Here is a 20740-nt window from a genome sequence, read left to right as displayed (position 1 = left end):
CACGCCGCAGTTTCAACCCCAGCGGCACGTGCGAGTCCCCCTCGCAACTCATGAAGAGTAACCGGCTCGCGGGGCAAAAGACAAACCAGAACGCCCGTAAACCGATATTATGCGCGACCGGAGCCACGGATCGCCTCGGCAGGAACAGCTGATCAGTCGCTGTAGTACTCGCTGCGATGCCGATCGGGCTTGGCGCGGTTCAGCACGGTGCCGAGGATGCGCGCGCCGCCGGACTCCAGCGACTTGATGCTCTTCGCCAAGGCCGCGCGGCGAGTCTTCGTCGCATCGACGACGAGGATCACGCCGTCGGTCTGCGTCGCGAAGAGGTTGGCGTCTGCGACGCTGAGCGTCGGCGGCGAGTCGATCACGACGTAGTCGTACTCCGCCGCGGCGAAGTCGAGCAGCTGCGCCATACGCGACGATGTGAGCAGCTCTGCCGGGTTCGGCGGCACCGTGCCCGCGGGCAGGATGTCGAGGGTGCTGTCGGCGACGCTGTGCTTGGCGACCTCGAAGTCCACCTCGTCGAGCAGCACGCTGGTCAACCCGATCGAGCCATCGATACCCGCATGCTCATGCGCGCGCGGACGGCGCATGTCGGCATCGATGAGCAGCACGGAGTTGCGCAGGCCCGCCAACGTCATGGCCAGGTTGACCGAGATCGTTGACTTGCCCTCGGCGGGCATGCCGGACGTGACCAGCAGCACCTTCACCCGCGATGAGACGTTCGCATATGCGAGCGCCGACCGGATGCGCCGGAACTCCTCCGACGTGTGACCGAGCGGCTCCTGCGCCACTGCGATGCCCCGCGTAGCGAGCAGCGAGGACTTCGAGACGACACCGAGCACCGGATCACCGCCCGCCTGGGTGAGCGTCTCCTCGTTGCGGACGCGAGTGTCGAGAACCCCGATCAGAACAGCGACCGCGAGGCCGAGGACGCCGCCCAGGAAGCCGCCGAGGAGGGCATCCCGCGGCTTGCTCGGTGTGAACTGGAACTCGGGTACGACGGCGTCGTCGATGACCTCCGCCGTGATGGTCGATTCACCCTCGGGGTTCTTGGGAGCCACGTCCTTGACGACGATGATGAGCTGAGCGGCCACAGCATCCGCCAATTCGGCCGATGCCTTCGCATCATCGGCGGTCCCGGTCACGCGCAACGTGACGGTGCTCTGCGGGATCGACACCTCGATGTCGCGCGCGAGAGCCTTCGGCGTCGTATCAAGGTCGAGCTCGTCGATGACGGGCTCGAGCACGCGCGAACTGGTGGCGAGCTGGGCGAACGAGAGCATCTGGCTCTGCGTGTACACAGAGCCCTGGTTGAGGTCGGACGCGCTGGTCCCCTGATTGAGAGCGAAGTAGAGCGAGGTCGTCGCCTGGAACAGCGGCGTCTGCAACGAGGCGTACCCGAAGGATCCCGCCGCTCCGACGACGCCGCAGAGCACGATCATCCACCAGAATTTGCGCAGCGAACTGGCGATGACGCGCAGACTGACCCGGCTTTCGCCCATGATTCCCCATTCCCCCCTGAGACTTCGATTCTAGAGGAGTGTTCGTTTCGCCGACCTCACGATTGTGGACGCGGCAGCGGCGCATGCAGCGTATCGGATGCCCCGAGCTGGGCCTCACCCGGCTCACCGCGTGGACTGCGCAGCATATCGGCGTCGCGAGCCCACGTGATCGCCAGTCCGACGCAGAACCAGAGGAACATGCTGTACTGCGTGATGAGGGCCACCACGACAAGGCTCGGCAGCTGTCCGACCACGGCGATGGAGGCGGGACTGCGCGTCGACCTCCGCGTCGTCACCCACGCGGCGCACACGATGGCTGCCATGATCAGGAGTGTCGGCACGTAGCCGTATCGGAGCAGGGTGAGCACGAGGGCGTTGTCGACCGAGCGCGCGAAGTAGCCGAGGTAGTAGTCGCCGGAGACCAACGAATGCCAGTCCCCCGGATTGCCGAACAACTGCACCTGCTTCAGAAGCACGAGGAGGTCCGTCCGATAGTCGGCGCTGCCGCCGGCCTCCTCTCCCGCCGCCCCGAAGACGGTGTCGATGATCGGGATGACGATGGCCGTGCCGATGACGCCCGCAATCGCGACGGTCACCCGGAAGCGCGTCGAGACGCCGACGAGGAGGAAGGTCGAGAGCACGAGCGTGAGCACGAGCGTGAGCAGGCCGGCCCGGCTGAAGGTGAGGACGGTCGCCACCGCGATGATCACGACACCCGCGATCTTCGGCAGCAGGCGCCACTTGGTCGCGACCACGAACGCCGAGGACATCGCCAAGGCGGCGCCGAGCGCGATGGAGTGGCCGAATGCGCCCTCCACCCTGAGCACGCCGCCGCGCTCCTGCAGCGGGCTCCAGGTGTCGTAGATCACTCCGGAGCCGGGGATGAGGACGAAGGGGTTGAAAGACGTGAAGAACTCGATCGTGCCGAGGACGGCCGCGACGATCGCGATCACGGCGATCGTGGAGGTCACCCACTCCGGCGAGACGCGCGCGAGCACGACCCGTCCCCAGACGTACGGGATGACCCACTCGAGGATCGCCGCGACGAGAGAGGCGAGATCGACCGAATCGAAGGCGTACAGGCCGACGATGACGATGACGAACACGGCCACCCACGCATCCGCAGCACGCAAGGGGACGACCGACCAGTTGACGAGGATCATCAAGGCGGTCAGGAGGGTGATCGCCGCCCAGTAGAAACCGACGTTGACGCCGACCCAGAGCGGAACGAAGAAGAGCACGCACGCCCAGGCGACGAAGGCCGTGCGGGGCAGCAGCCGAAGCCCGAACACGACGATGGCCACTGCTGCGATAGCACCGACGGCGAGCAGCACGATCGGTACAGCAGTGGCCATGCGTCAGGATCTTACAGTGGCGCGGTGACCCGGAACGAATCGAATGTCACCCCGAGCGGAGCGGTCGCGCTCCCTGACCGGTTTCCACTCAGACCCACGGCACCTGCGGCGAGCGGAGTCGCATCGGTGGCGTTGATCTGCCAGTTCGCCGGCTCCGCGGCACCCGTGGCCCAGAGCTTGGCCGAGATCGCCGTCGACGTGGTACCCGTGACGGACACCTTCAGGCTGTACGACGTGTTCGCGGCCCAGGTCATACCCGGCACAGCCTGCGTGAGCAGCACGGTGCCCTCGCGATGCACGACGAGCCAGATGGCGCCATCAGGGCGGAGCCATGCACGGGCGAAGTACTTGCCCGCCGCCGTCTGGCGTGCGATCACACCGATGTACGCCCCGCCCGCGGCCGGAGCCTGGTCCACGCGGAACTGCGTCTCGAGGATCGCGTCGCCGATCGACGTGGTGTTGAGCGTCGCGTGGCGTGTGTCTCCCGCGATCAGGGCGAGCTTGCCTTGGCCGTTCGCGACCGTGGCCGCCGCCTGCGAGCCGCCGGCGATCGTCCACGCGCCGCCGGTGACCGCGCTGCCCCACCCAGGACCCGAGGTGCGATCGAACTCGTCGCTCGCGAGCGGAGCGGGCTCCGGCTCAGGATCGGGATCCGGGTCGACCGGGGCGCCGTGACCGTCACCGGCTTGGTGACCGTGTGGGTCGCACCCTTGTCGTCCTTCACCGTGAGCGTCACGGTGTACGTTCCCGCCGTGGTGTAGGTCCGCGAGCTCGTCGCGCCCGTCCCCGTGGATCCGTCGCCGAAGTTCCAGGCGTAGGACGCGATCGTGCCGTCCGAGTCGGTCGACGCGGTGCCGTCGACGTTGACCGTCAGCGCCGTGGCGGTCGCCGAGAAGGCAGCCGTCGGCGCGACGTTCGTGGGCTCGGGTTCGGGTTCGGGATCCGGAGCCGCTGCGCCGAGGTTCTTCAGCGTGAAGTCATCGAAACTCACGTTGTTGGTCCCCGTCGCGCTGCCGGCCCGGTACGAGAACACCGTCGGCGCGCCCGCGACCTGCAGGGCCGGAGTCGCGTCGGTGGTCGTGAGCTGCCAGTTGGCGGGCTCAGCGGACCCGGCGGCCCACAGCTTGGCGCGGATCGTCGTGGTCGTGGAACCCGTCGTCTCCATCGCCAGGGTGAAGCTGCTGCCGGCGGCCCAGCTCAGGCCGGAGACCGCGGTGCTGGCGATCGCCGTGCCGTTGCGGTGGATCACGAGCCACGTCGTCCCGTCGGCACGGTGCCACGCGAGTGCGCGGTAGCCGTTCGAACCGGATCGGCGTGCGCCGAGTCCCTCGTAGGCGACACCCGTCGAGGGCCCGGAGGCCAGGGTGTAGCTCACCCGCCCCGAGGTGTCGAGGAGCGACGTGCCCTGCAGCAGCATCTCGCGCGTCTCACCAGGAGTGAGATTGATCTTGCCCACGCCGTCTGCGACGGAGGTGACCGCGGCCGAACCGCTCATCGGCGCCCACGTGCCACCGACGTCTGCCGCACCCCATCCGCTGGAGACGACGCGGCCGAACGAGTCGGATGCTGCGAAGACCTGCGCTTGGACGGTCACCGTCTTCGTGACGGTCGCCGACCCGCCGAGGCTGTCGGTCACCGTGAGCGTGATGTCATGGTTCCCCGCCTGAGCATAGGTGTGACCCGCGGTGACGCCGGTTCCGGCGGCGGTTCCATCACCCCAGTTCCAGGAGTACGCCAGCGTCGCTCCGTCGGACGCGCTCGAGCCGGAGCCCGAGACGTTCACGCTCAGGCCGGAAGCAGTCGAGGTGAACGTCGCAACCGGGTTCGCGTGCGTCGTGACGGCCTGACGCGTCGTCGATGCGGTCCCGCCGCGGTTGTCCGTGACGGTCAGCGTCACCGTACGCGTCCCTGCCGTGGCATACACGTGGCTGGCCACCTGTCCGGTCGAGGTCGATCCGTCGCCCCAGTTCCACGCGTACGAGGAGATCGTGCCGTCGGAATCGGTGGACGCGGACGCATCGGCCGAGACCGAGAGTCCTGTTCCCGTCACCTCGAAGGCTGCCGTCGGGAGCACGTTCGCCGCCTCGACGACGATCTGCTTCTCGGTCGTCGACGCGAGTCCGTTGCTGTCGGTGACGGTGAGTCGAGCCGTGTAGGTTCCGCTCGCCGCATACGTGTGCGCGGCCGTCACCCCCGTGGCCGTCGGCGACTGGTCACCGAAGTCCCAGAGGTATCCGACGATCGTCGCCGAGCCTGCCGGCGCCGACGTGCTGGCGTCGAACGCCACGTCGAGGTCGGTCGCGGTCGCCGCGAATGCCGCGGTCGGGGCCTGGAAGCCCTTGCCGATGCCGTAATGCGTCTGCACCTGAGCCGGAGTCAACGCGTACGGGTACACGGCGACCTCATCGAGCGCCCCCTTGAAGTACTTGGAGCTCGGGGCGGACGGCCAGCTGGTGAGGTTGTCCCCACCGATGCGCCAGTAGCCGAGATAGTTCTCTGCCGTTGTCGCTCCCGCGTCGGACGCGACGAGCGCACCGTCGACATAGAGCTTCATGCCGGCAGCGCTCTGCGTCGCCACGGCATGGTGCCATGCGTTGTTGTTGAGAGCGGTGTTGTTCTGGATCGTCCGTGTGCTGCCGTCGTAGTTGCCGAACACCAGCCGACCGTTGTTGGTCATGTAGAGATGGCGGTCGTAACTGGTGGAATCACCGGAAGCCGCAGATCCGTAGCCGATCAGCTTGCCGCCGTTGGTGGTGTTGGTCTTGAACCACAGCTCGGTCGAGTACTCCGCGGACACGGCGGCCTTGTTCGTGGTCGCCACTCGCCCTGTCGATGTTCCCGTGAACGTCGACGCGTCGGTGGCGGTGTTCGCGACACCCGATGTCGATGTCGAGACGCCGGACCCGAAGACCGGAGTGTTGGCGCCGGCCCAGTCCTGCGCGGCGGTGCCGAGCGGGTAGTACAGCTGCGGCTCGTCAGCGGTCACGGCGTCGACATAGGACGAGGCTGCGCCCGCCGTCACCGTCGCGCTCACGGCCTGGCTGCTGACCGTGTTCCCGTTGCCGTCCTTCGCGACGACCGTGTACTCCTGGGTGGTTCCCGGAGCAGCTGTCTTGTCTTCGAGAGTGATCGTCGGTCGGTTCCACCAGGTCGCGTCGGCGGTCTTGGTGGCGACAGGAGCCGTCGTGCCCGTGCGGCGCAGCTCATAGGTGAGCGTCAGGTCGTCCCGATCCCAGTTGGCGGGAATGGACACGCGTACGCGTCCGGGAATGAACGACTGCGCTGAGGCTGTCCAGTTGGCGCCGGACAGCCGGGGGCCGTCTTTCGCTCCGGCCGGAGGGTTCGTCGAGAAGCGGACGAGGCCTTCGAAGCGACCGTTGTTGACCGATCGGAACTCGCCGCCGATCGAGATCATGTTGCCCGCTCCGGTGATGGAGAGACCGGCCTGGCCCATTCCCGTCGTCACGCCGACGGCCCAGTCGGGCGTCCATGCGTAGGGCGACGGTGCAGGCGTTCCCGCCCAGTTCTTGTAGGTGCCGCCTGCGGCGGGCTGGTTGCCCAACGTTCCGCGGGCGTCAGCGGTGTACGCCTCGGAGTAGCGGTGTGTACGCGGGTTCTGCTCCGGGTGCAGACCCATGGTGCCGCACGCATGCGTGTGGCTCGTCGTGTAGACGACCTTTCCGGTCGAGTACACGCCGTAGTGGTCACCGAGGCAGTCCGCGATCCAGCGGACCTGTCCTGTGCCGGCCTCGGCGGCGAAGGTCCCCTCCAGGTTGCCCGTCGCCGCGTCGGCGTACACCCAGCCGGTGCCGTAGACGGCGGTGGCGTCGGCGGCGAGACCGAAGATGCCGGCCTTGCCGGTGTTGCCGCCCGTGCCCGCGCCGTTCTTCACGGTCTGCGGCAGCGCCCATGCGGTGTCGAGGGCACCGGTCGTCTTGTCCAGTGCCGCTGTGCCGCGCATCGTCAGGTCGCCGTTCACCTGCGAGAACCGACCTGCGGCGATGACGTTCTGCCCAGCGGGGTCCATCACCATCGCGTCGACCTGGAGATCGGTCTGCGGCGCCCAGTTGAGCAGTGCGCCGTTGGCCGCGTTGAACCCGGCGAGGTTCTTGCGCGCGGTGCCGTTGCCCTGTGTGAACAGGCCGCCGACGAAGACACTCGACCCGGAGGTGGCGAGGGCATAGACCCCGCTGCCGCCGATGGACGGGGAGAACCCGGGGACCAGCTGTCCGGTGACGGCATCGAGAGCGGCGAAGTTCCATCGTGTCTGGCCGTTGACCGCGTTGAAGGATCCGCCGATGTAGATGCGGCTGCCGTCGGGCGAGGCCGCGACCGCCTTGATCACGCCGTTCACCTGCGGAGCGAACGACAGCAGCTGCCCCGTGTTGATGTCGTACGCGAGCACGTTCGACCGCGCTGTCAGGCTCGTTCCCGGCACCGCCAGTGGCGCACGGGCGTTGTCGAACTTGCCCACCGCGTACACGGTGGAGCCGATCATCGTCTGCGCCCAGACGTAGCCGTTGTCGATCTGCACCGTCGGAATCGGATCCGACGTGACGACATTGTCGTCTCGCTGCAACAACGGCGGCACGGTCGGCGGAACATCCGCCGACGCGGCCTGCGCGCCCAGTGTCGTCATGCCTGCGACGAGCAACGCCGCCGTCACGACAGATGCGAGCGCGCTACGTGCGCGACCCATGGTCGTTTTGTTCCCCATTAGTGACTCCCCAGCCGCCGGAACTTAAATGAATATGAAGTTGAAAAAGTGCTGTGTTGCAAAAGACGAACGATGGAACTGCGTAAAAGAAAAAGTCGGTGTGCGCCTCAGGAAAGCGTGCCTGCGAAGGTGGCCACCGGCTCACCCGCGGCGTAGTTGACGCTGATCTTCACGGATCGCCCCTTGATCGGATCGAGCATGAAGACGTAGGTCCCGGTCGCCTCGGCGCCGGCCGCGACCTCGCCCGAGAGCGGTTCGTTCGGCCCGGCCGTCGTGGCCACTCCCACATCTCCGTCGTCGGTGGTCAGATTGACGACCGCCGAATCGATGCTCTGCGCCTTCTTCGAGTCGTTGGTGACCGAGACGGTGACGACGACGGCGGAACCGGCGTACTCGCCGGGAGTCTCAGGCTTGATGGTCGTCGTCGAGATCTTGTCGACTTTGACGACCATGTCGGTCGAGAGGGAGACGGGGGCGTCGAGTGCCCCGCTCTCCTCGGTCAGCGTGGGCGCCTCGGTGGGCCCCGCCGCGTCTGTGTCGGCAGGAGGCGTCCAGTCGGTGGTGCTGGTGCCCTCCGGTGCCGGAGTCTTCGCCGCGTCGGGCGCCGCCGTGCAGCCTGCCACGACGAGTACGAGCGCGACCAGAGGTGCGACGAGCATCGTGCGCACTGATCGCGATGTGCCGTCCCCAGAACGGCATGATGAAACGTTGAACACTGTAGCTCCCCAGAACCCAGATCCCCATCCAAGGCCCCCTCGGCCTTGGTTCCCCTTCACCCGCGCAGAACGCGGTATCGGCTAACGATAATGCGAGGAGCGCAAAACCACAAGGTTGTTCTCAGGAATGACGACGGTGTCCACCGAGCTGAGCGAGGATGCCTGCGACGGCCGCCTCGACCTCGGCGATCGTCTCGCCGTGCCCTCGACTGCCGTGCCGGTCTGCGATGCTGCTCGGGTCGGCCGTCGCCCGGCCGCCGAAGAGATGCCGGACGCGGCCCTTCACTCCGGTCGTCGTCGCGAGCGGAACCGCCCTCGAGCGCGCACGATCGAGGTGCGCGACATACTCCGCCACGCGGTCGGGAGCGGACGACGAGAAGCCGCTGCCGAGATGCGCCGCCTCCTTCAACGTGAACATCCAGTCGCGGGAACGAGGAGCAAGCCGCACCAGTTCGCCGCGAATGTCGCGCGATGCCGTGAGGACGATGCTGGACTGCTCGATGAGTTCGACCGTCACCTCCCTCGCGCGGTGCGCCCGCGCCTGCGTCTGCCACGCCTCGTCGTCATGGCGCGACGCGACCATCGCGCAGATCGGATCTCCGGGATTCGCCCGCACACCCGCGCTGCTGACGGCGATCGACGAGTCGGCGCCGAGACCGCGCCGCAGCGCGAGCTCGGCCAACGGCGAGCGGCAGACGTTGGCCGCGCAGACGACCAGGATGCTCTCACCGCTCATGCGGCCGCACCGAGCCTTCCGATCTCGCGGAACCACTTCACCGCGGCGAGCGCGAGGAACAGGACGGCAGCGGCGCAGAGTGCGGCGTACCCGACGAGGAACGCCGGGGTCCATCCCCAGAGGAGGAACACCAGGCAGACGAGGCCGAAATCGGTGGGCAGCAGGATGAGCGAGCGCACCAGCGTCCCGCCCCCGCGCTCATGGGTCGACGCCACGGCGTGCTTGCCCTTGAGGAGGTCGTTCAGGAGCATCCCGGAGAAGGTGGTCGTGGCGACGATGCTGAACACGATCGGGATCAGCAGCAGCAGCGACGCCTCAGGAAGCACGCGGTACAGCCCGATCAGCACGGCGAGGTGAAGGGAGGCGATCTTGATCGTGTCGATGAAGTGATCCAGCCATTCGCCCTGCGGACTGCCGCCGCCGCGGAGTCGCGCGACCTGTCCGTCTGCCGAATCCCAGGCGTAGCCGAGGACGAGCAGCACCGCGATCAGAATGCCCATCGGCACGTTCACGGGCCCGAAGGCGATGAGTCCGATCGCGATGAAGGAGTGGACGGCACTGATGATCGAGACCTGATTCGGCGTCAACCCGATCCGGTACGCGACCGCAGCGAGCACCCTGCCGATCCGACGGTTCACGTACACCGAGTATGCGGGTGCTCCTCGCGCGTGCCCCTTCTGCGCCCGCGCGAGACGGTGGTAGGCGTCTACGACCATGTGCTGCCCTTCTCGTCCGTTCCCCTGTTCCGTGCGATCCGACGCGCATCCCGCACACCGCGGAGGTAGGCGCGGATCGGTGCGGGCGACTGGATCAGCTGCCGGCGCCCTCCGCGGAGAATCACCTCGCGAGCCGTCCGCGGGATGGATCGACGCCACCGCTGCACGCCCGCATCGTCGAGATGGCGCACAGCGAAGAGCATCCGATTGCGGATGTTGTAGTAGTAATAGCCCTCCGACTTCGCTCGGGAGACCTCGGGCTCGACCCGCTGCGTCCCGCCCTCGTCGTGCACGGCGCTCGCATCCTCGACCAGCGCCAGGGCGCCTCCCGCCGACACGACCCTCCGGGAGAAGTCGACGTCCTCCCAGTACAGGAAGTAGTCGTCGTCGAAGCCGCCGACGAGATCCCACAGCTCGCGCGTGATCCACAGGCACGCCCCGCTCAGCCACGGCTCGAACGGCTGCGGGTCGCCGCTGACGCGTTTGCGCCGCGCCCGCATCGTGCCGTCGTCGAGCAGCAGGTCGATGCCGGCGAACCACGTCCGTCCGTCGGAGTCCGAGATGACCGGCGATGCGAGCGTGGTGCGCGAGGCTGCCGTGGTCTCCGCGAGACGGCGCAGGGACTCCCGGTCGATGTGGGCATCCGGGTTGATCACGAGGACGTCGCTCGCCCCATCCGCGAGCGCATGGGTCACGCCGAGGTTCACGCCACCGCCGAACCCGGAGTTCGTGTCGGGTTCGATCAGCGTCCATCCCTGGGCTGCCGCGATCTCTCTCGCGGCGTCGCGCTCTTCGGCGCTCGACCAGTTGTCGACCACGATCACCCGCACGTCGGATGCGACCGCCCGCGCTTCACGCTCGACCACGACGAGATTGCGCTGAAGCAAGCCCGCTGACGCGTAGTTCACGACGACCACAGCCAGCCGTCCGTGCACGATAGACACGCGGTCCTCCCCCCGATCCTGCTCACGGATCGCTTCGGGTCGCCGGTCGAATTCCCCGGAGTCGCGACCGGCGTCGACTCCCAGGAGAACGACTATACGCGAGAGCCGTCGCCCGACACCGCTCCAGAGGTTCACGATACGATGAGCCGGCGTCGGAGTCGAGGCGCACTACTGCCATGGGGGGCGGATGACCAGGGGACCGGAATCGCGCGACGTGATCGCTGTGACGATCGGCGTGCCGACGTATCGTCGGCCGGAACTGCTGGACGCTCTGCTCAAGACGCTTCCCGCCCGCATCGCCGAGTGCGCCGACCTCGGCGTCGAGATCGACGTGCTGGTGGTCGACAACGACCCTGAAGGGTCCGCTCGAGACGTGGCCGCGCGCGCCGGTATCCCCGTCCGGTACGTCATCGAGCAGACGGCGGGCATCGCCGCCGCTCGCAACCGTCTCCTGGACGAGTGCGCCGACCGCGACCTCATCGCCTTCATCGATGATGACGAGATCCCCCGGGAGACCTGGCTCTCCTCGCTCCTCACGGTGTGGCGGGAGCACGGGGCCGACGCCGTCATGGGCCGCGTGATCTCCGTCTTCGACGACGACGTCGATCCCTGGCTGCTCGCATCCGGGACTTTCCGGCGCCCGCCGAGGCAGACGGGCACCGTCCTCCAGGTCGCCGCGGCAGGGAATCTCCTGCTCGACCTCCGCGCCATACGACGACGAGGACTCCGCTTCGACGAGTCGCTGGGACTCGGCGGCGGAGAGGACACCCTCTTCTCCCGGCAGCTTGCCCATCAGGGCGGTCTGATCGTGTGGTGCAACGAGTCCGAGACCGAAGACCTGGTCGTCGCCGCGCGGCTCAGCCGAGGGTGGGCAGCGCAGCGCGCGTTCAGCTCAGCCAACGCCGGCACCCGGATCCAGCTCCAGCTCACGGAAGGGCGATTCCGGCGCATGGCCCTCCGCGTGCGCGCGCTGCTGGGAGGCGTTGCGCGGATCGTCGTCGGCGGTCTGCGCAGGACCTTCGGCGCACTCACCTCGAACATCACGCATCACGCCAGAGGCACGCGCCTCTTTCACCGCGGCCGCGGCACGATCGCCGCCGCCCTCGGCCGCCGCTACGACGAATACCGTCGCCCATCGGAGGATGACACCATGACCACCGATCCCGGATCGACCATCCGCGTGATGCAGTCGCTCGGCGCACCGCGACCGACGACGAACCCGTACAACAAGATGCTCGACGAGGCCCTCGGCGCGACCGAGGGGCTCACCCGTCTGCGCTTCTCGTGGGGGACGGCACTGTTCGGGAGGTACGACGCCTTCCATTGGCACTGGCCGGAGGCGAAGCTGCACGGTTCGACGTGGTGGAAGTCCACCGGGAAGTTCCTCCTCACCACGGCGCTCGTGTTCCGACACCGCCTGTCCCGGCGGATCGCCGTCGTCCGCACGGTGCACAACATCGAGCTCCCGGATGACAACGCCCCCCGGCTCTGGCTGCTGCGCTTCATCGACCGCCACACCGACTACCGGATCGTCATCAACGAGACGACCCCGCTCCCGCCCGGCACACCGCACAGCCTGATCCTGCACGGGCACTACCGCGACTGGTACGCGAAGTTCCCGTCCGCGGAGCGGGTGCCCGGTCGACTCGGGTCGTTCGGCGGGGTGCGCCGCTACAAAGGTCTCGAAGGATTCATCGACGCCTACGCGGAGGCTGTCACGACCGAGCCGACGCTGAGCCTGAAGATCGGCGGGCGCCCTTCCACCCCCGACCTCGGAGACGACCTCCGGACGCGGACCGCGGGCCTTCCCGGCGTCGAGCTGCACCTCGATTTCCTGAGCGACGCCGAACTCGTCCAGCTCGCGACCTCGTCCGACCTCATCGTGCTGGCGTACCGGTTCATGCACAACTCGGGCAGCGTCCTGGCCGCCCTGTCGATGGCCCGCCCGGTGCTGGTGCCGCGGAACGAAGCGAACGAGGCCCTCGCCCGCGAGGTGGGAGCCGAGTGGGTGCTCATGTACGACGGCGACCTCGACGCCGCCGCGGTCGTCGAAGCGTGGCGCGCGGCATCGGCGCTGACAGGGTCCCCCGATCTCTCCCGACGCGAGTGGGCGGATGCCGGCCCCGCGCACCGGGACGCGTTCCGTGCGGCCGTCGCGGTCAAACGCGCGCCGAAGAGCTAGACGACGCCTTCGCGCTCCACCCGGTGCAGCAGGCCCTTGACCAGCGCGGCGACCATGATCTGCGTGGTGAAGCGATGTTCGACCTCGAGCCGTCCGTTGCGCCCCAGTTCAGCCGCGCTCACGGGGTCGTCGAGCAGACGCAGGATCGCCAGGGCGAGCTCGGCAGGATCCTCCGGGGGCACCAGACGTCCGGTGCGGCCCTCGCTCACGTACTGCTCCATGCCCGGTGTCGCGGAGACCACGACCGGGCGTGCGGTGGCGAGCGCCTCGAGGGCCACCGTCATCCCCGATGCGTGCAGGTTCGGTCTGGTCGGAATCGCGACGACGCTCGCCGTCGCATACAGGTCGCGAAGTTCGGCGTGGGGCATGTTCCGCACCACCCGCACGCCCTCGGGCGGAACGAGATCCGACCGAGTCTGCACCATCACCTCGGTCTCGGGACGGACAGCGAGCACCCGAGCGAGCGCGGCGTAGAGGGTGGCAGGGTCGCGGTCCCGGTCGTTCCCGACACTGACGATGCGCGGCCGGTCCGGATACGGCTTCGGCCCGAAGAAGTCGCTGTCGATGCCGAACGGCACGGCGAACACCCGGGGCCCACGAGGTCCCAGCGCGCGGCGAAGAGGCTCCACCTGCGCCTCGCTGAGCACCCACGCCGCCTCGGCTCGGTTCAGCATCGCGATCAGCTGCGAAGGCACGTTCCCGTCCGCGATCATGTCGGTCAGCCAGATCACTCCGGTGGCGAAACGAGCGCGCGGGTGCAGAGTCTGCATGCGGTAGGCGGTGTTCTCGTCCCAGGTCACTGCGAGGCCGTCGACCGGGCGCGGCCCCATCGACAGGCGCGCCCTCGCGCGAGCGAGACGCCCCGGTGCGGGGAGATCGACCACCTCGACGGCAGCGTGGTCGCGCAGCGCATCCAGTCCGTAGGGCCAGATGCTCGGGACGTCTCCCCTGGCGTGGCTCTGCTCCCAGGCGTGCGCCGACTGTTCGGCACGATGCGCCCAGGTGAGAGACAACGCGGGCCCGCCCCCGGATTCCACGAGCCAACTATGACGTGCACACAGGGTTCTCACAAGAGCGGGCGGCATATCGGTCACTCACCATGCGAGGGCGCGAACCGCTAGAGTCGGAATCACGACTGTGGGGGTCGTCGGACGGCAGGGGATGGCCGTCCCTTCTGTGACGCCACCACGGACATCGACGTTTCACGAGGGGGATCATGAAGGGCATCATTCTGGCGGGCGGTTCGGGAACACGGCTGCATCCGATCACGCTGGGGGTCTCGAAGCAGCTGATCCCGGTGTACGACAAGCCGATGGTCTACTACCCGCTGTCGACGCTCATGCTCGCCGGCATCCGAGAGATCCTCGTCATCACCACCCCGCACGACGCCGCGCACTTCGAGCGACTGCTCGGAGACGGCTCGCAGTTCGGCATCTCGCTCACGTTCGCCCAGCAGGAATCGCCGGACGGTCTCGCCCAGGCGTTCACGATCGGCGCCGACTTCATCGGCGACGACAGCGTCGCGCTCGTGCTCGGCGACAACCTGCTCTACGGACCGGGGCTGGGCACACAGCTCAAGCGCTTCGCCGAGATCGACGGAGGCGCGGTGTTCGCGTACTGGGTCGCGGAGCCCGAGGCCTACGGAGTCGTGGCGTTCGACGCCGACGGTCAGGCGATCTCGCTCGAGGAGAAGCCGAAGCTCCCGCAGAGCAATTACGCGGTGCCCGGCCTGTACTTCTACGACAACGACGTGATCGACATCGCCCGTCGTCTGGCGCCCAGCGCTCGCGGCGAATACGAGATCACCGACGTGAACCGCGAGTACCTCGAGCGCGGCAAGCTCCAGGTCGAGGTCCTGCCCCGAGGCACCGCCTGGCTCGATACCGGGACGTTCGACCAGATGACCGACGCCGCCGACTACGTGCGCACGATGGAACGCCGCACCGGCATGAAGATCGGCGTGCCGGAGGAGGTGGCCTGGCGACAAGGGTTCCTCGACGACGACGAGCTCCGCACCCGGGCCGAGGCGCTCGTGAAGTCGGGGTACGGCTCGTACCTGCTCGAGCTGCTGGAGAGGGGCGCGCGATGACCCGCCTGCTCGTGACCGGCGGCGCCGGCTTCATCGGATCGAACTTCGTGCACCACGTCGTGTCACACACCGACGCGCATGTCACCGTGCTCGACAAGCTCACCTACGCGGGCAACCGCGCCTCCCTCGCCGGGCTTCCCACCGACCGCGTCGAGTTCGTCGAGGGCGACATCGCCGATGCCGAGCTCGTGGATGCGCTGTTCGCGAAGGCCGACGCGGTCGTGCACTATGCGGCGGAGTCTCACAACGACAACTCCCTGCACGACCCTCGGCCGTTCCTCGACACGAACATCATCGGCACCTACACGCTGCTCGAGGCGGCACGTCGACACGAACGACGTTTCCACCACATCTCGACCGACGAGGTCTACGGCGACCTCGAGCTCGACGACCCCGCGCGCTTCACCGAGCAGACGCCGTACAACCCCTCGTCGCCGTACTCGTCGACGAAGGCCGGAAGCGACCTGCTCGTGCGCGCCTGGGTGCGGTCGTTCGGCGTGCAGGCGACGATCTCGAACTGCTCGAACAACTACGGGCCGTACCAGCACGTCGAGAAGTTCATCCCGCGTCAGATCACGAACGTGCTGCGGGGCATCCGCCCGAAGCTGTACGGCGCGGGGCAGAACGTGCGCGACTGGATCCATGCCGACGACCACTCCTCCGCCGTGTTGACGATCCTCGACAAGGGCGAGATCGGCGAGACCTACCTGATCGGCGCGGACGGCGAGAAGGACAACAAGTCCGTCGTCGAGCTGATCCTGGCGCAGATGGGCCAGCCGGCCGATGCGTACGACCACGTGACCGACCGTGCAGGCCACGACCTGCGTTACGCGATCGACTCCACGAAGCTGCGCACCGAGCTCGGGTGGGCGCCGCAGTTCTCGGACTTCGAGTCGGGTCTCGCCTCCACGATCGAGTGGTATCGCGACAACGAGGAGTGGTGGGCGCCGGCCAAGGATGCGACCGAGTCGTTCTACGCGGCGAAGGGTCAGTGATGACGGAGTTCGGCAAGACGCTCACCGTCTCCGAGACCACGATCCCCGGATTGCTCGTCGTCGACCTGCCCGTGCACGGGGACTCGCGCGGGTGGTTCAAGGAGAACTGGCAGCGCGAGAAGATGGTCGCCGCCGGGCTGCCCGACTTCGGCCCGGTGCAGAACAACATCTCGTTCAACGACGCGGTCGGCACCACGCGCGGCATCCACGCCGAGCCCTGGGACAAATGGGTCTCGGTCGCCACGGGGAAGATCTTCGGCGCCTGGGTCGACCTGCGTGCCGGCGACACCTTCGGCACGGTGTTCACGACCGAGATCGATCCGTCGCGCGCGATCCTCGTGCCCCGCGGAGTCGGCAACTCGTATCAGACCCTCGAGGCGGACACCGCCTACACGTACCTCGTCAACGATCACTGGTCTCCCGACGCCGAGTACTCGTTCCTCAACCTCGCGGATGAGACGGCCGCCATCGCCTGGCCGATCCCGCTCTCCGACGTCGAGATCTCGGCGAAGGACCTCGCGCACCCGCGCCTCGCCGACGTCACACCGATCGGTCCGAGGAAGATCCTGGTGCTCGGCGGCTCGGGCCAGCTCGGTCTCGCTCTGCAGGCGGCCTTCGCCGATGCCGACCACGTGGAGTACACGACGCGCGAGACGCTCGACATCCGGGCGGACGACCTGCCGTCCGCCCGCCGGTGGCGCGACTACGGCGTGATCATCAACGCCGCCGCGTTCACCGCGGTCGACCTCGCGGAGACGCCGGAGGGACGCGAGGACGCCTGGGCGGCGAATGCCACCGCGGTCGCCGCCCTGGCCCGTATCGCCACGGACAACGGCATCACGCTCGTGCACGTCTCCAGCGACTACGTGTTCGACGGCACGAAGGCCTCCCCTACACGGAGTCGGACCCGGTGCGACCGCTCGGCGTCTACGGGCAGACGAAGGCCGCGGGCGACGCGGTCGTCGCGACGGTGCCGCGCCACTACATCGTCCGAACGTCCTGGGTGATCGGCGAGGGGCGCAATTTCGTGCGCACCATGGCCTCGCTCGCCGAACGGGGCATCGCGCCCCGCGTCGTCGGAGATCAGATCGGACGCCTGACGTTCACCGACGACCTCGCCGCGGCCATCACGCATCTGCTGTCGAGCGCCGCCCCGTTCGGCGTGTACAACGTCACCGGTGCCGGCGAACCCCGTTCCTGGGCGGACATCGCGCGCGCCGTGTATCGCCTCACCGGGCACGACCCGGGCGGGGTGACCGATGTGAGCACCGCGGAGTACTTCGCCGATCAGGCGGGTCCGATCGCGCCGAGGCCGCTCAACAGCGTGTTGGACCTGCACCGCATCGAGTCGACCGGATGGCGTCCGCGTGATGCGGATGCGGCGCTCGAGGCCTACCTCGCGACGAACGGCTAGAGCTCGCCCGGCTTCATCACCTCGACGTCGATCGCCCTGATCACGCGCTGCGCCGCCGTGTCCGTCGGCGGTTCAGCCGAGGGAGAGTCGTCGTTCCTCTTCCGCCGCTGCGGGGCGTACACGACGAGCGAGTGGAACAGGAAGCGCGCGAAGAAGGCGACGATGAGCGAGAGCCCCGTCGCGAGCACGCTGGAGATGTGCCACGACTCGACCATGAGGGCCATGACGGGGATGCGCAGCGCGGCTTCGACGTTGTTGAACGCGAAGGAGCTCGCGAAGCGGATGCCGAGCGCGCGGGCATCCGTCCGCATGTCGGCGAACACGAAACGCTCCTGCAGCAGGAAGTTCCCGATGATCGTCACCTCGGCGCCGATCACGGCCGCCCAGATGTAGGGGACGCCGGCAGCGGTCAGCGCCCACATGATCCCGAGGTTCGCTGCGGCGCCGATCGCGCCGATCAGGGCGAACAGCGACATCTTGCCGAACCGCAGGCGGGCGAGGTGGGCGATGAACGTGCCGCCCTGCCGCAGGCTCGCCTTCGAGGTCCCGTGCCGTCGCTCGGCGAACTCCATCGGCACCTCGGCGACACGCAGGTCGTTGCGCGCGAGGATCTCCAGGAGGATCTTGAAGCCCTGCGGTTTGAGCGCCGACACGTCGAGACGGCGGCGGTCGACGAGGAAGAACCCGGTCATCGGATCGGTGCTGCGTGCCAGGCGGATCGGGAACATCGCCCTGGTCAGCCAGGTGGCCACGCGCGAGACGCCGAAGCGCACTGCCGTGCCGAGCCCGCTGGTGTCTCCGCCGCCGACGTAGCGGGACGCCGCGACGACGTCGGCGTCATCCTCGCCGTGCCTGGCGAGGATGACCGGGAGGAGTTCCGGTGGATGCTGCAGGTCGCCGTCCATCACGATGCAGACGTCGGATGCCGCAGCTTCGAGCCCGACCACGACGGCACCGCCGAGGCCCCCGTGTTCTCCGCACGGTGGATCACCCGCACCGGAATGGCGGCGTCGGCGGCGACGCGCTCGACCTCGGCCGCGGTGTCGTCGGTGCTGTCGTCGACGAACAGGATCTCGGCGTCGTATCCGGCGAGAGCTGCGGCGCTGCGGGAGACGAGCTCGGCGACGTTGTCACGCTCGTTGAACGTCGGCACGATGACCGTCACCGGTGTCCCCACGTCCGCCCCCTCGATCCCCACGCGCAGCGCGTGCGCACTCCATCGTTCCATGGCTTGCTGTGGGGAACGAATCCGGACCTGCTAGACTTCCGAAACGCGGCTGTGGGAGTCGCGAAGCGGATGGGGATCCGCTCACTGGGGAAACACTGATCTGGGGAGATCATGGGGACGCGTATCGGCTATGCCGTTGGTGCTTTCGACCTTTTTCACGTCGGGCATCTGAATCTTCTTCGTCACGCCAAGCAGCACTGCGACATCCTGATCGCGGGCGTCGTCAGCGACGAGATGCTGCGCCAGGTGAAGGGCATCGAGCCCGTCATACCGACGGCCGAGCGTGCGGAGATCGTCAAGCACATCTCGTTCGTCGATGACGTGTACGTGGAGACCACGCCGTCGAAGATGGACTCGTGGCGCGACGTGCAGTTCACGCACTTCTTCAAAGGCGACGACTGGCGCGGCACCGACAAGGGGCTGCGCCTCGAGCGCGAGTTCGCCGAGGTCGGCGTGGAGGTCGTGTACTTCCCGTACACGGCGCACACGTCGAGTTCGTCGCTGCGCCGCGCCCTCGACGCGATCACCGCGGGCGCCGGCGTGCCCGCCGCCGCAACCCGCTGACGTCAGTTCGCGACGCCGAGCAGGCTGCGCGCCATCCTCGCCACGTGCGGGGGCGTGTGCGGCCCGAGCCACACGGTCCACTGCGACGGCGGTTCGCTGCACGCCCACTCGACGCACCAGGCGTGCACGGCGTTCGCCAACCGCTCGCCCCGCGTGTGCGCCCTGATGCCGTCGTCGCGCACGAGCCAACGCACGGAGACACCAGCGGGGACGTCGATGTGCCGGAACTGGATGCGTGCCGCCGCCTCGAGGAGGACGACGCCCTGCGCGTCCCAGGGCAGTCGGGCCGTGATGCTCGCGATGAAGCCGGCATCGGCCGCGTCACCCGCGATGAGCACGGCGCCCTCGATGTCATCCCAGTCCGGATCTTCCAGGTGCTCGCACGCGCCGCTCATGGTGTTCAGTATAGGTAAGGGTACCCTTACTCACAAGGGTACGGCCGTCGGCTCCGCGCTCTAGCGCCCCACGAAGCCTCTCGTCAACGCCTTTGCCCGCGGGCGGCACGGCGGCGCATCCTCGAGTCGTGAACGGACGTCGAAGGCCTCTCGGGCGGCGGTCATCCCGCGCCGCCTCCCTCGTCGCGGGTCTCGCCCTCGCCGGCGCGTTGTCGGGGTGCGGACTGACGATCCCCGCCGACCCCGACGGCACCCTCGACGCCGTCTCCGGTGGAGAGCTCCGCATCGGCACGTCCCCCGACGGCGAGCTCGTCGAGGTGACCGACGATCACCCCTCAGGCCCGATCGTCGATCTCGTCGATCGGTTCGCCGCGAGCATCGACGCCGAACCCGAGTGGACGGTGGCATCGGAGGAGACGCTCGTCCGGATGCTGGCAGCGGGCGACCTCGACCTCATCGCGGGCGGCATGACCTCGGACACCCCGTGGATCGACAAGGCCGGACTGACCCGCGGCTATCCGGGCATCGACGGCGCTGACGGGCGAGAACTCGTCATGATGGTCCCGCTCGGCGAGAACGCGTTCCTGTCGACGCTGGAGAGGTTCCTCGACGAGGAGGTCGGCCCATGACCGAAGAGGCGCGCTTCGGGCGAACCACCCTTCCCCAGGAACAGGTGCGGGCGAGGCGGAGCGCCATCCGCTGGGAGATCTTCACGATCGTCTACACCTCCGTGACGATCGTGGTCATCGCATTCGTCGTGGGCAACTCGCAGGCGATGCGGACCGCGTGGATCGAAGACATGCTGTCGCTGATCCCCCAGTTCGCCTTCCTGATCGCGCTCCTCTTCGTGGGGCGACGTCCGACCCGCAAACACCCCTACGGACTCCACCGCGCGATGGGCGTCGGGCACCTCGTGGCCGGCGTCGCTCTGCTCGCTGTCGGCCTCAACCTCGCGATCGAAGCGGTCACCGGCCTGATCGCCGGCGAGCACCCGACCATCGGCACCGTGCAGCTCTTCGGCCAGACGATCTGGCTCGGCTGGCTCATGGTCGCCGTGATGGCGGTCGTCATCGTCGGCCCGGTCTTCTTCTACGGCCCGGCCAAGTCGAAGCTCGCACCCGTGCTGCACAACAAGCTGCTGTACGCAGACGCCGACATGGCGAAGGCCGACTGGCAGACGACGG

General features: G+C 68.1%; 17 protein-coding genes and 2 pseudogenes. 7 read left to right on the top strand and 12 right to left on the bottom strand.

Annotated features, from left to right (window positions below; genetic code table 11):
- Positions 1-152: 152 nt before the first annotated feature.
- From G4G29_RS03335 to G4G29_RS03305, 8 genes are all read right to left on the bottom strand, one after another.
- Positions 153-1505 carry a polysaccharide biosynthesis tyrosine autokinase gene (locus G4G29_RS03335; protein WP_183151857.1) on the bottom strand — a complete coding sequence of 451 codons (1353 nt, stop codon included), beginning with the start codon at positions 1503-1505 and terminating at the stop codon, positions 153-155.
- A 56-nt stretch (positions 1506-1561) separates the two neighbouring features.
- On the bottom strand, positions 1562-2860 hold the full coding sequence (locus G4G29_RS03330) for a hypothetical protein (protein WP_183151856.1): 1299 nt from the start codon (positions 2858-2860) through the stop codon (positions 1562-1564).
- Between the two features lie 11 nt (positions 2861-2871).
- Positions 2872-3276: a hypothetical protein gene (locus G4G29_RS21195; RefSeq protein WP_244632367.1), complete on the bottom strand. Its 405-nt coding sequence runs from the start codon at positions 3274-3276 to the stop codon at positions 2872-2874.
- A 74-nt stretch (positions 3277-3350) separates the two neighbouring features.
- Positions 3351-7559 (bottom strand): PKD domain-containing protein, encoded by a 4209-nt coding sequence (locus tag G4G29_RS03325; RefSeq protein ID WP_244632366.1) that lies wholly within the window; start codon positions 7557-7559, stop codon positions 3351-3353.
- A 125-nt stretch (positions 7560-7684) separates the two neighbouring features.
- Positions 7685-8236 (bottom strand): DUF4352 domain-containing protein, encoded by a 552-nt coding sequence (locus G4G29_RS03320; protein ID WP_183151855.1) that lies wholly within the window; start codon positions 8234-8236, stop codon positions 7685-7687.
- A gap of 178 nt (positions 8237-8414) precedes the next feature.
- Positions 8415-9029, bottom strand: a complete 615-nt coding sequence (locus G4G29_RS03315) for a hypothetical protein (protein WP_183151854.1) — start codon at positions 9027-9029, stop codon at positions 8415-8417.
- On the bottom strand, positions 9026-9745 hold the full coding sequence (locus G4G29_RS03310; RefSeq protein ID WP_183151853.1) for a CDP-alcohol phosphatidyltransferase family protein: 720 nt from the start codon (positions 9743-9745) through the stop codon (positions 9026-9028). The genes G4G29_RS03315 and G4G29_RS03310 overlap by 4 nt, the downstream gene beginning before the upstream one ends.
- On the bottom strand, positions 9736-10689 hold the full coding sequence (locus G4G29_RS03305) for a glycosyltransferase family 2 protein (RefSeq protein ID WP_244632365.1): 954 nt from the start codon (positions 10687-10689) through the stop codon (positions 9736-9738). Before G4G29_RS03305 ends, G4G29_RS03310 begins: the two co-directional genes overlap by 10 nt.
- A 187-nt stretch (positions 10690-10876) precedes the next feature.
- Here G4G29_RS03305 and G4G29_RS21190 point away from each other — a divergent pair, with 187 nt between their 5' ends.
- Positions 10877-12871, top strand: a complete 1995-nt coding sequence (locus tag G4G29_RS21190; RefSeq protein WP_244632364.1) for a glycosyltransferase — start codon at positions 10877-10879, stop codon at positions 12869-12871.
- Here the strand turns inward: G4G29_RS21190 and G4G29_RS03290 are convergent.
- A complete protein-coding gene (locus G4G29_RS03290) occupies positions 12868-13908 on the bottom strand; it encodes a glycosyltransferase family 4 protein (RefSeq protein ID WP_183151852.1) in 1041 nt (346 codons plus the stop codon). The two genes, G4G29_RS21190 and G4G29_RS03290, sit on opposite strands and share 4 nt — an antisense overlap.
- Before the next feature lie 179 nt (positions 13909-14087).
- On the opposite strand from G4G29_RS03290, the gene rfbA reads away from it, so the two are divergent.
- From rfbA to G4G29_RS03275, 3 genes and pseudogenes are all read left to right on the top strand, one after another.
- On the top strand, positions 14088-14960 hold the full coding sequence (rfbA, locus tag G4G29_RS03285) for a glucose-1-phosphate thymidylyltransferase RfbA (RefSeq protein ID WP_183151851.1): 873 nt from the start codon (positions 14088-14090) through the stop codon (positions 14958-14960).
- Positions 14957-15955, top strand: a complete 999-nt coding sequence (rfbB, locus tag G4G29_RS03280; protein WP_183151850.1) for a dTDP-glucose 4,6-dehydratase — start codon at positions 14957-14959, stop codon at positions 15953-15955. The genes rfbA and rfbB overlap by 4 nt, the downstream gene beginning before the upstream one ends.
- Positions 15955-17369: pseudogene (locus tag G4G29_RS03275) on the top strand (bifunctional dTDP-4-dehydrorhamnose 3,5-epimerase family protein/NAD(P)-dependent oxidoreductase). Before rfbB ends, G4G29_RS03275 begins: the two are co-directional and overlap by 1 nt.
- On the opposite strand, the gene G4G29_RS23310 reads toward G4G29_RS03275, so the two are convergent.
- Both G4G29_RS23310 and G4G29_RS23305 read right to left on the bottom strand, forming a co-directional pair.
- Positions 17366-18316 (bottom strand): GtrA family protein, encoded by a 951-nt coding sequence (locus tag G4G29_RS23310; protein ID WP_258567050.1) that lies wholly within the window; start codon positions 18314-18316, stop codon positions 17366-17368. The pseudogene G4G29_RS03275 and the gene G4G29_RS23310 overlap by 4 nt on opposite strands.
- Positions 18274-18546 (bottom strand): glycosyltransferase, encoded by a 273-nt coding sequence (locus G4G29_RS23305; RefSeq protein WP_274601212.1) that lies wholly within the window; start codon positions 18544-18546, stop codon positions 18274-18276. Before G4G29_RS23305 ends, G4G29_RS23310 begins: the two co-directional genes overlap by 43 nt.
- A 162-nt stretch (positions 18547-18708) precedes the next feature.
- Here G4G29_RS23305 and G4G29_RS03265 point away from each other — a divergent pair, with 162 nt between their 5' ends.
- Positions 18709-19161 carry an adenylyltransferase/cytidyltransferase family protein gene (locus tag G4G29_RS03265; RefSeq protein ID WP_183151849.1) on the top strand — a complete coding sequence of 151 codons (453 nt, stop codon included), beginning with the start codon at positions 18709-18711 and terminating at the stop codon, positions 19159-19161.
- Between the two features lie 2 nt (positions 19162-19163).
- Here G4G29_RS03265 and G4G29_RS03260 read toward each other — a convergent pair whose 3' ends face one another.
- Positions 19164-19556: an SIP domain-containing protein gene (locus G4G29_RS03260; RefSeq protein ID WP_183151848.1), complete on the bottom strand. Its 393-nt coding sequence runs from the start codon at positions 19554-19556 to the stop codon at positions 19164-19166.
- Between the two features lie 128 nt (positions 19557-19684).
- Here G4G29_RS03260 and G4G29_RS03255 point away from each other — a divergent pair, with 128 nt between their 5' ends.
- Both G4G29_RS03255 and G4G29_RS23800 read left to right on the top strand, forming a co-directional pair.
- Positions 19685-20185 carry a hypothetical protein gene (locus G4G29_RS03255; protein WP_244632363.1) on the top strand — a complete coding sequence of 167 codons (501 nt, stop codon included), beginning with the start codon at positions 19685-19687 and terminating at the stop codon, positions 20183-20185.
- Positions 20182-20712: pseudogene (locus tag G4G29_RS23800) on the top strand (cation transporter); the annotation flags it as partial. The gene G4G29_RS03255 and the pseudogene G4G29_RS23800, both read left to right, overlap by 4 nt.
- Positions 20713-20740 lie beyond the last annotated feature (28 nt).

The sequence above is a fragment of the Microbacterium sp. Se63.02b genome (genome assembly GCF_014171575.1).
Classification (GTDB): Bacteria; Actinomycetota; Actinomycetes; order Actinomycetales; family Microbacteriaceae; genus Microbacterium.
This window is presented reverse-complemented; position numbering and strand designations above follow the sequence as displayed.

Bases quoted from the DNA above. Each gene is read 5' to 3' on its own strand.
- G4G29_RS03335 (WP_183151857.1), bottom strand. From the start codon at position 1,505: ATGGGCGAAAGCCGGGTCAGTCTGCGCGTCATCGCCAGTTCGCTGCGC.
- G4G29_RS03330 (WP_183151856.1), bottom strand. From the start codon at position 2,860: ATGGCCACTGCTGTACCGATCGTGCTGCTCGCCGTCGGTGCTATCGCA.
- G4G29_RS03325 (WP_244632366.1), bottom strand. From the start codon at position 7,559: ATGGGTCGCGCACGTAGCGCGCTCGCATCTGTCGTGACGGCGGCGTTG.
- G4G29_RS03320 (WP_183151855.1), bottom strand. From the start codon at position 8,236: ATGCTCGTCGCACCTCTGGTCGCGCTCGTACTCGTCGTGGCAGGCTGC.
- G4G29_RS03315 (WP_183151854.1), bottom strand. From the start codon at position 9,029: ATGAGCGGTGAGAGCATCCTGGTCGTCTGCGCGGCCAACGTCTGCCGC.
- G4G29_RS03310 (WP_183151853.1), bottom strand. From the start codon at position 9,745: ATGGTCGTAGACGCCTACCACCGTCTCGCGCGGGCGCAGAAGGGGCAC.
- G4G29_RS21190 (WP_244632364.1), top strand. From the start codon at position 10,877: ATGACCAGGGGACCGGAATCGCGCGACGTGATCGCTGTGACGATCGGC.
- rfbA (WP_183151851.1), top strand. From the start codon at position 14,088: ATGAAGGGCATCATTCTGGCGGGCGGTTCGGGAACACGGCTGCATCCG.
- rfbB (WP_183151850.1), top strand. From the start codon at position 14,957: ATGACCCGCCTGCTCGTGACCGGCGGCGCCGGCTTCATCGGATCGAAC.
- G4G29_RS03265 (WP_183151849.1), top strand. From the start codon at position 18,709: ATGGGGACGCGTATCGGCTATGCCGTTGGTGCTTTCGACCTTTTTCAC.
- G4G29_RS03260 (WP_183151848.1), bottom strand. From the start codon at position 19,556: ATGAGCGGCGCGTGCGAGCACCTGGAAGATCCGGACTGGGATGACATC.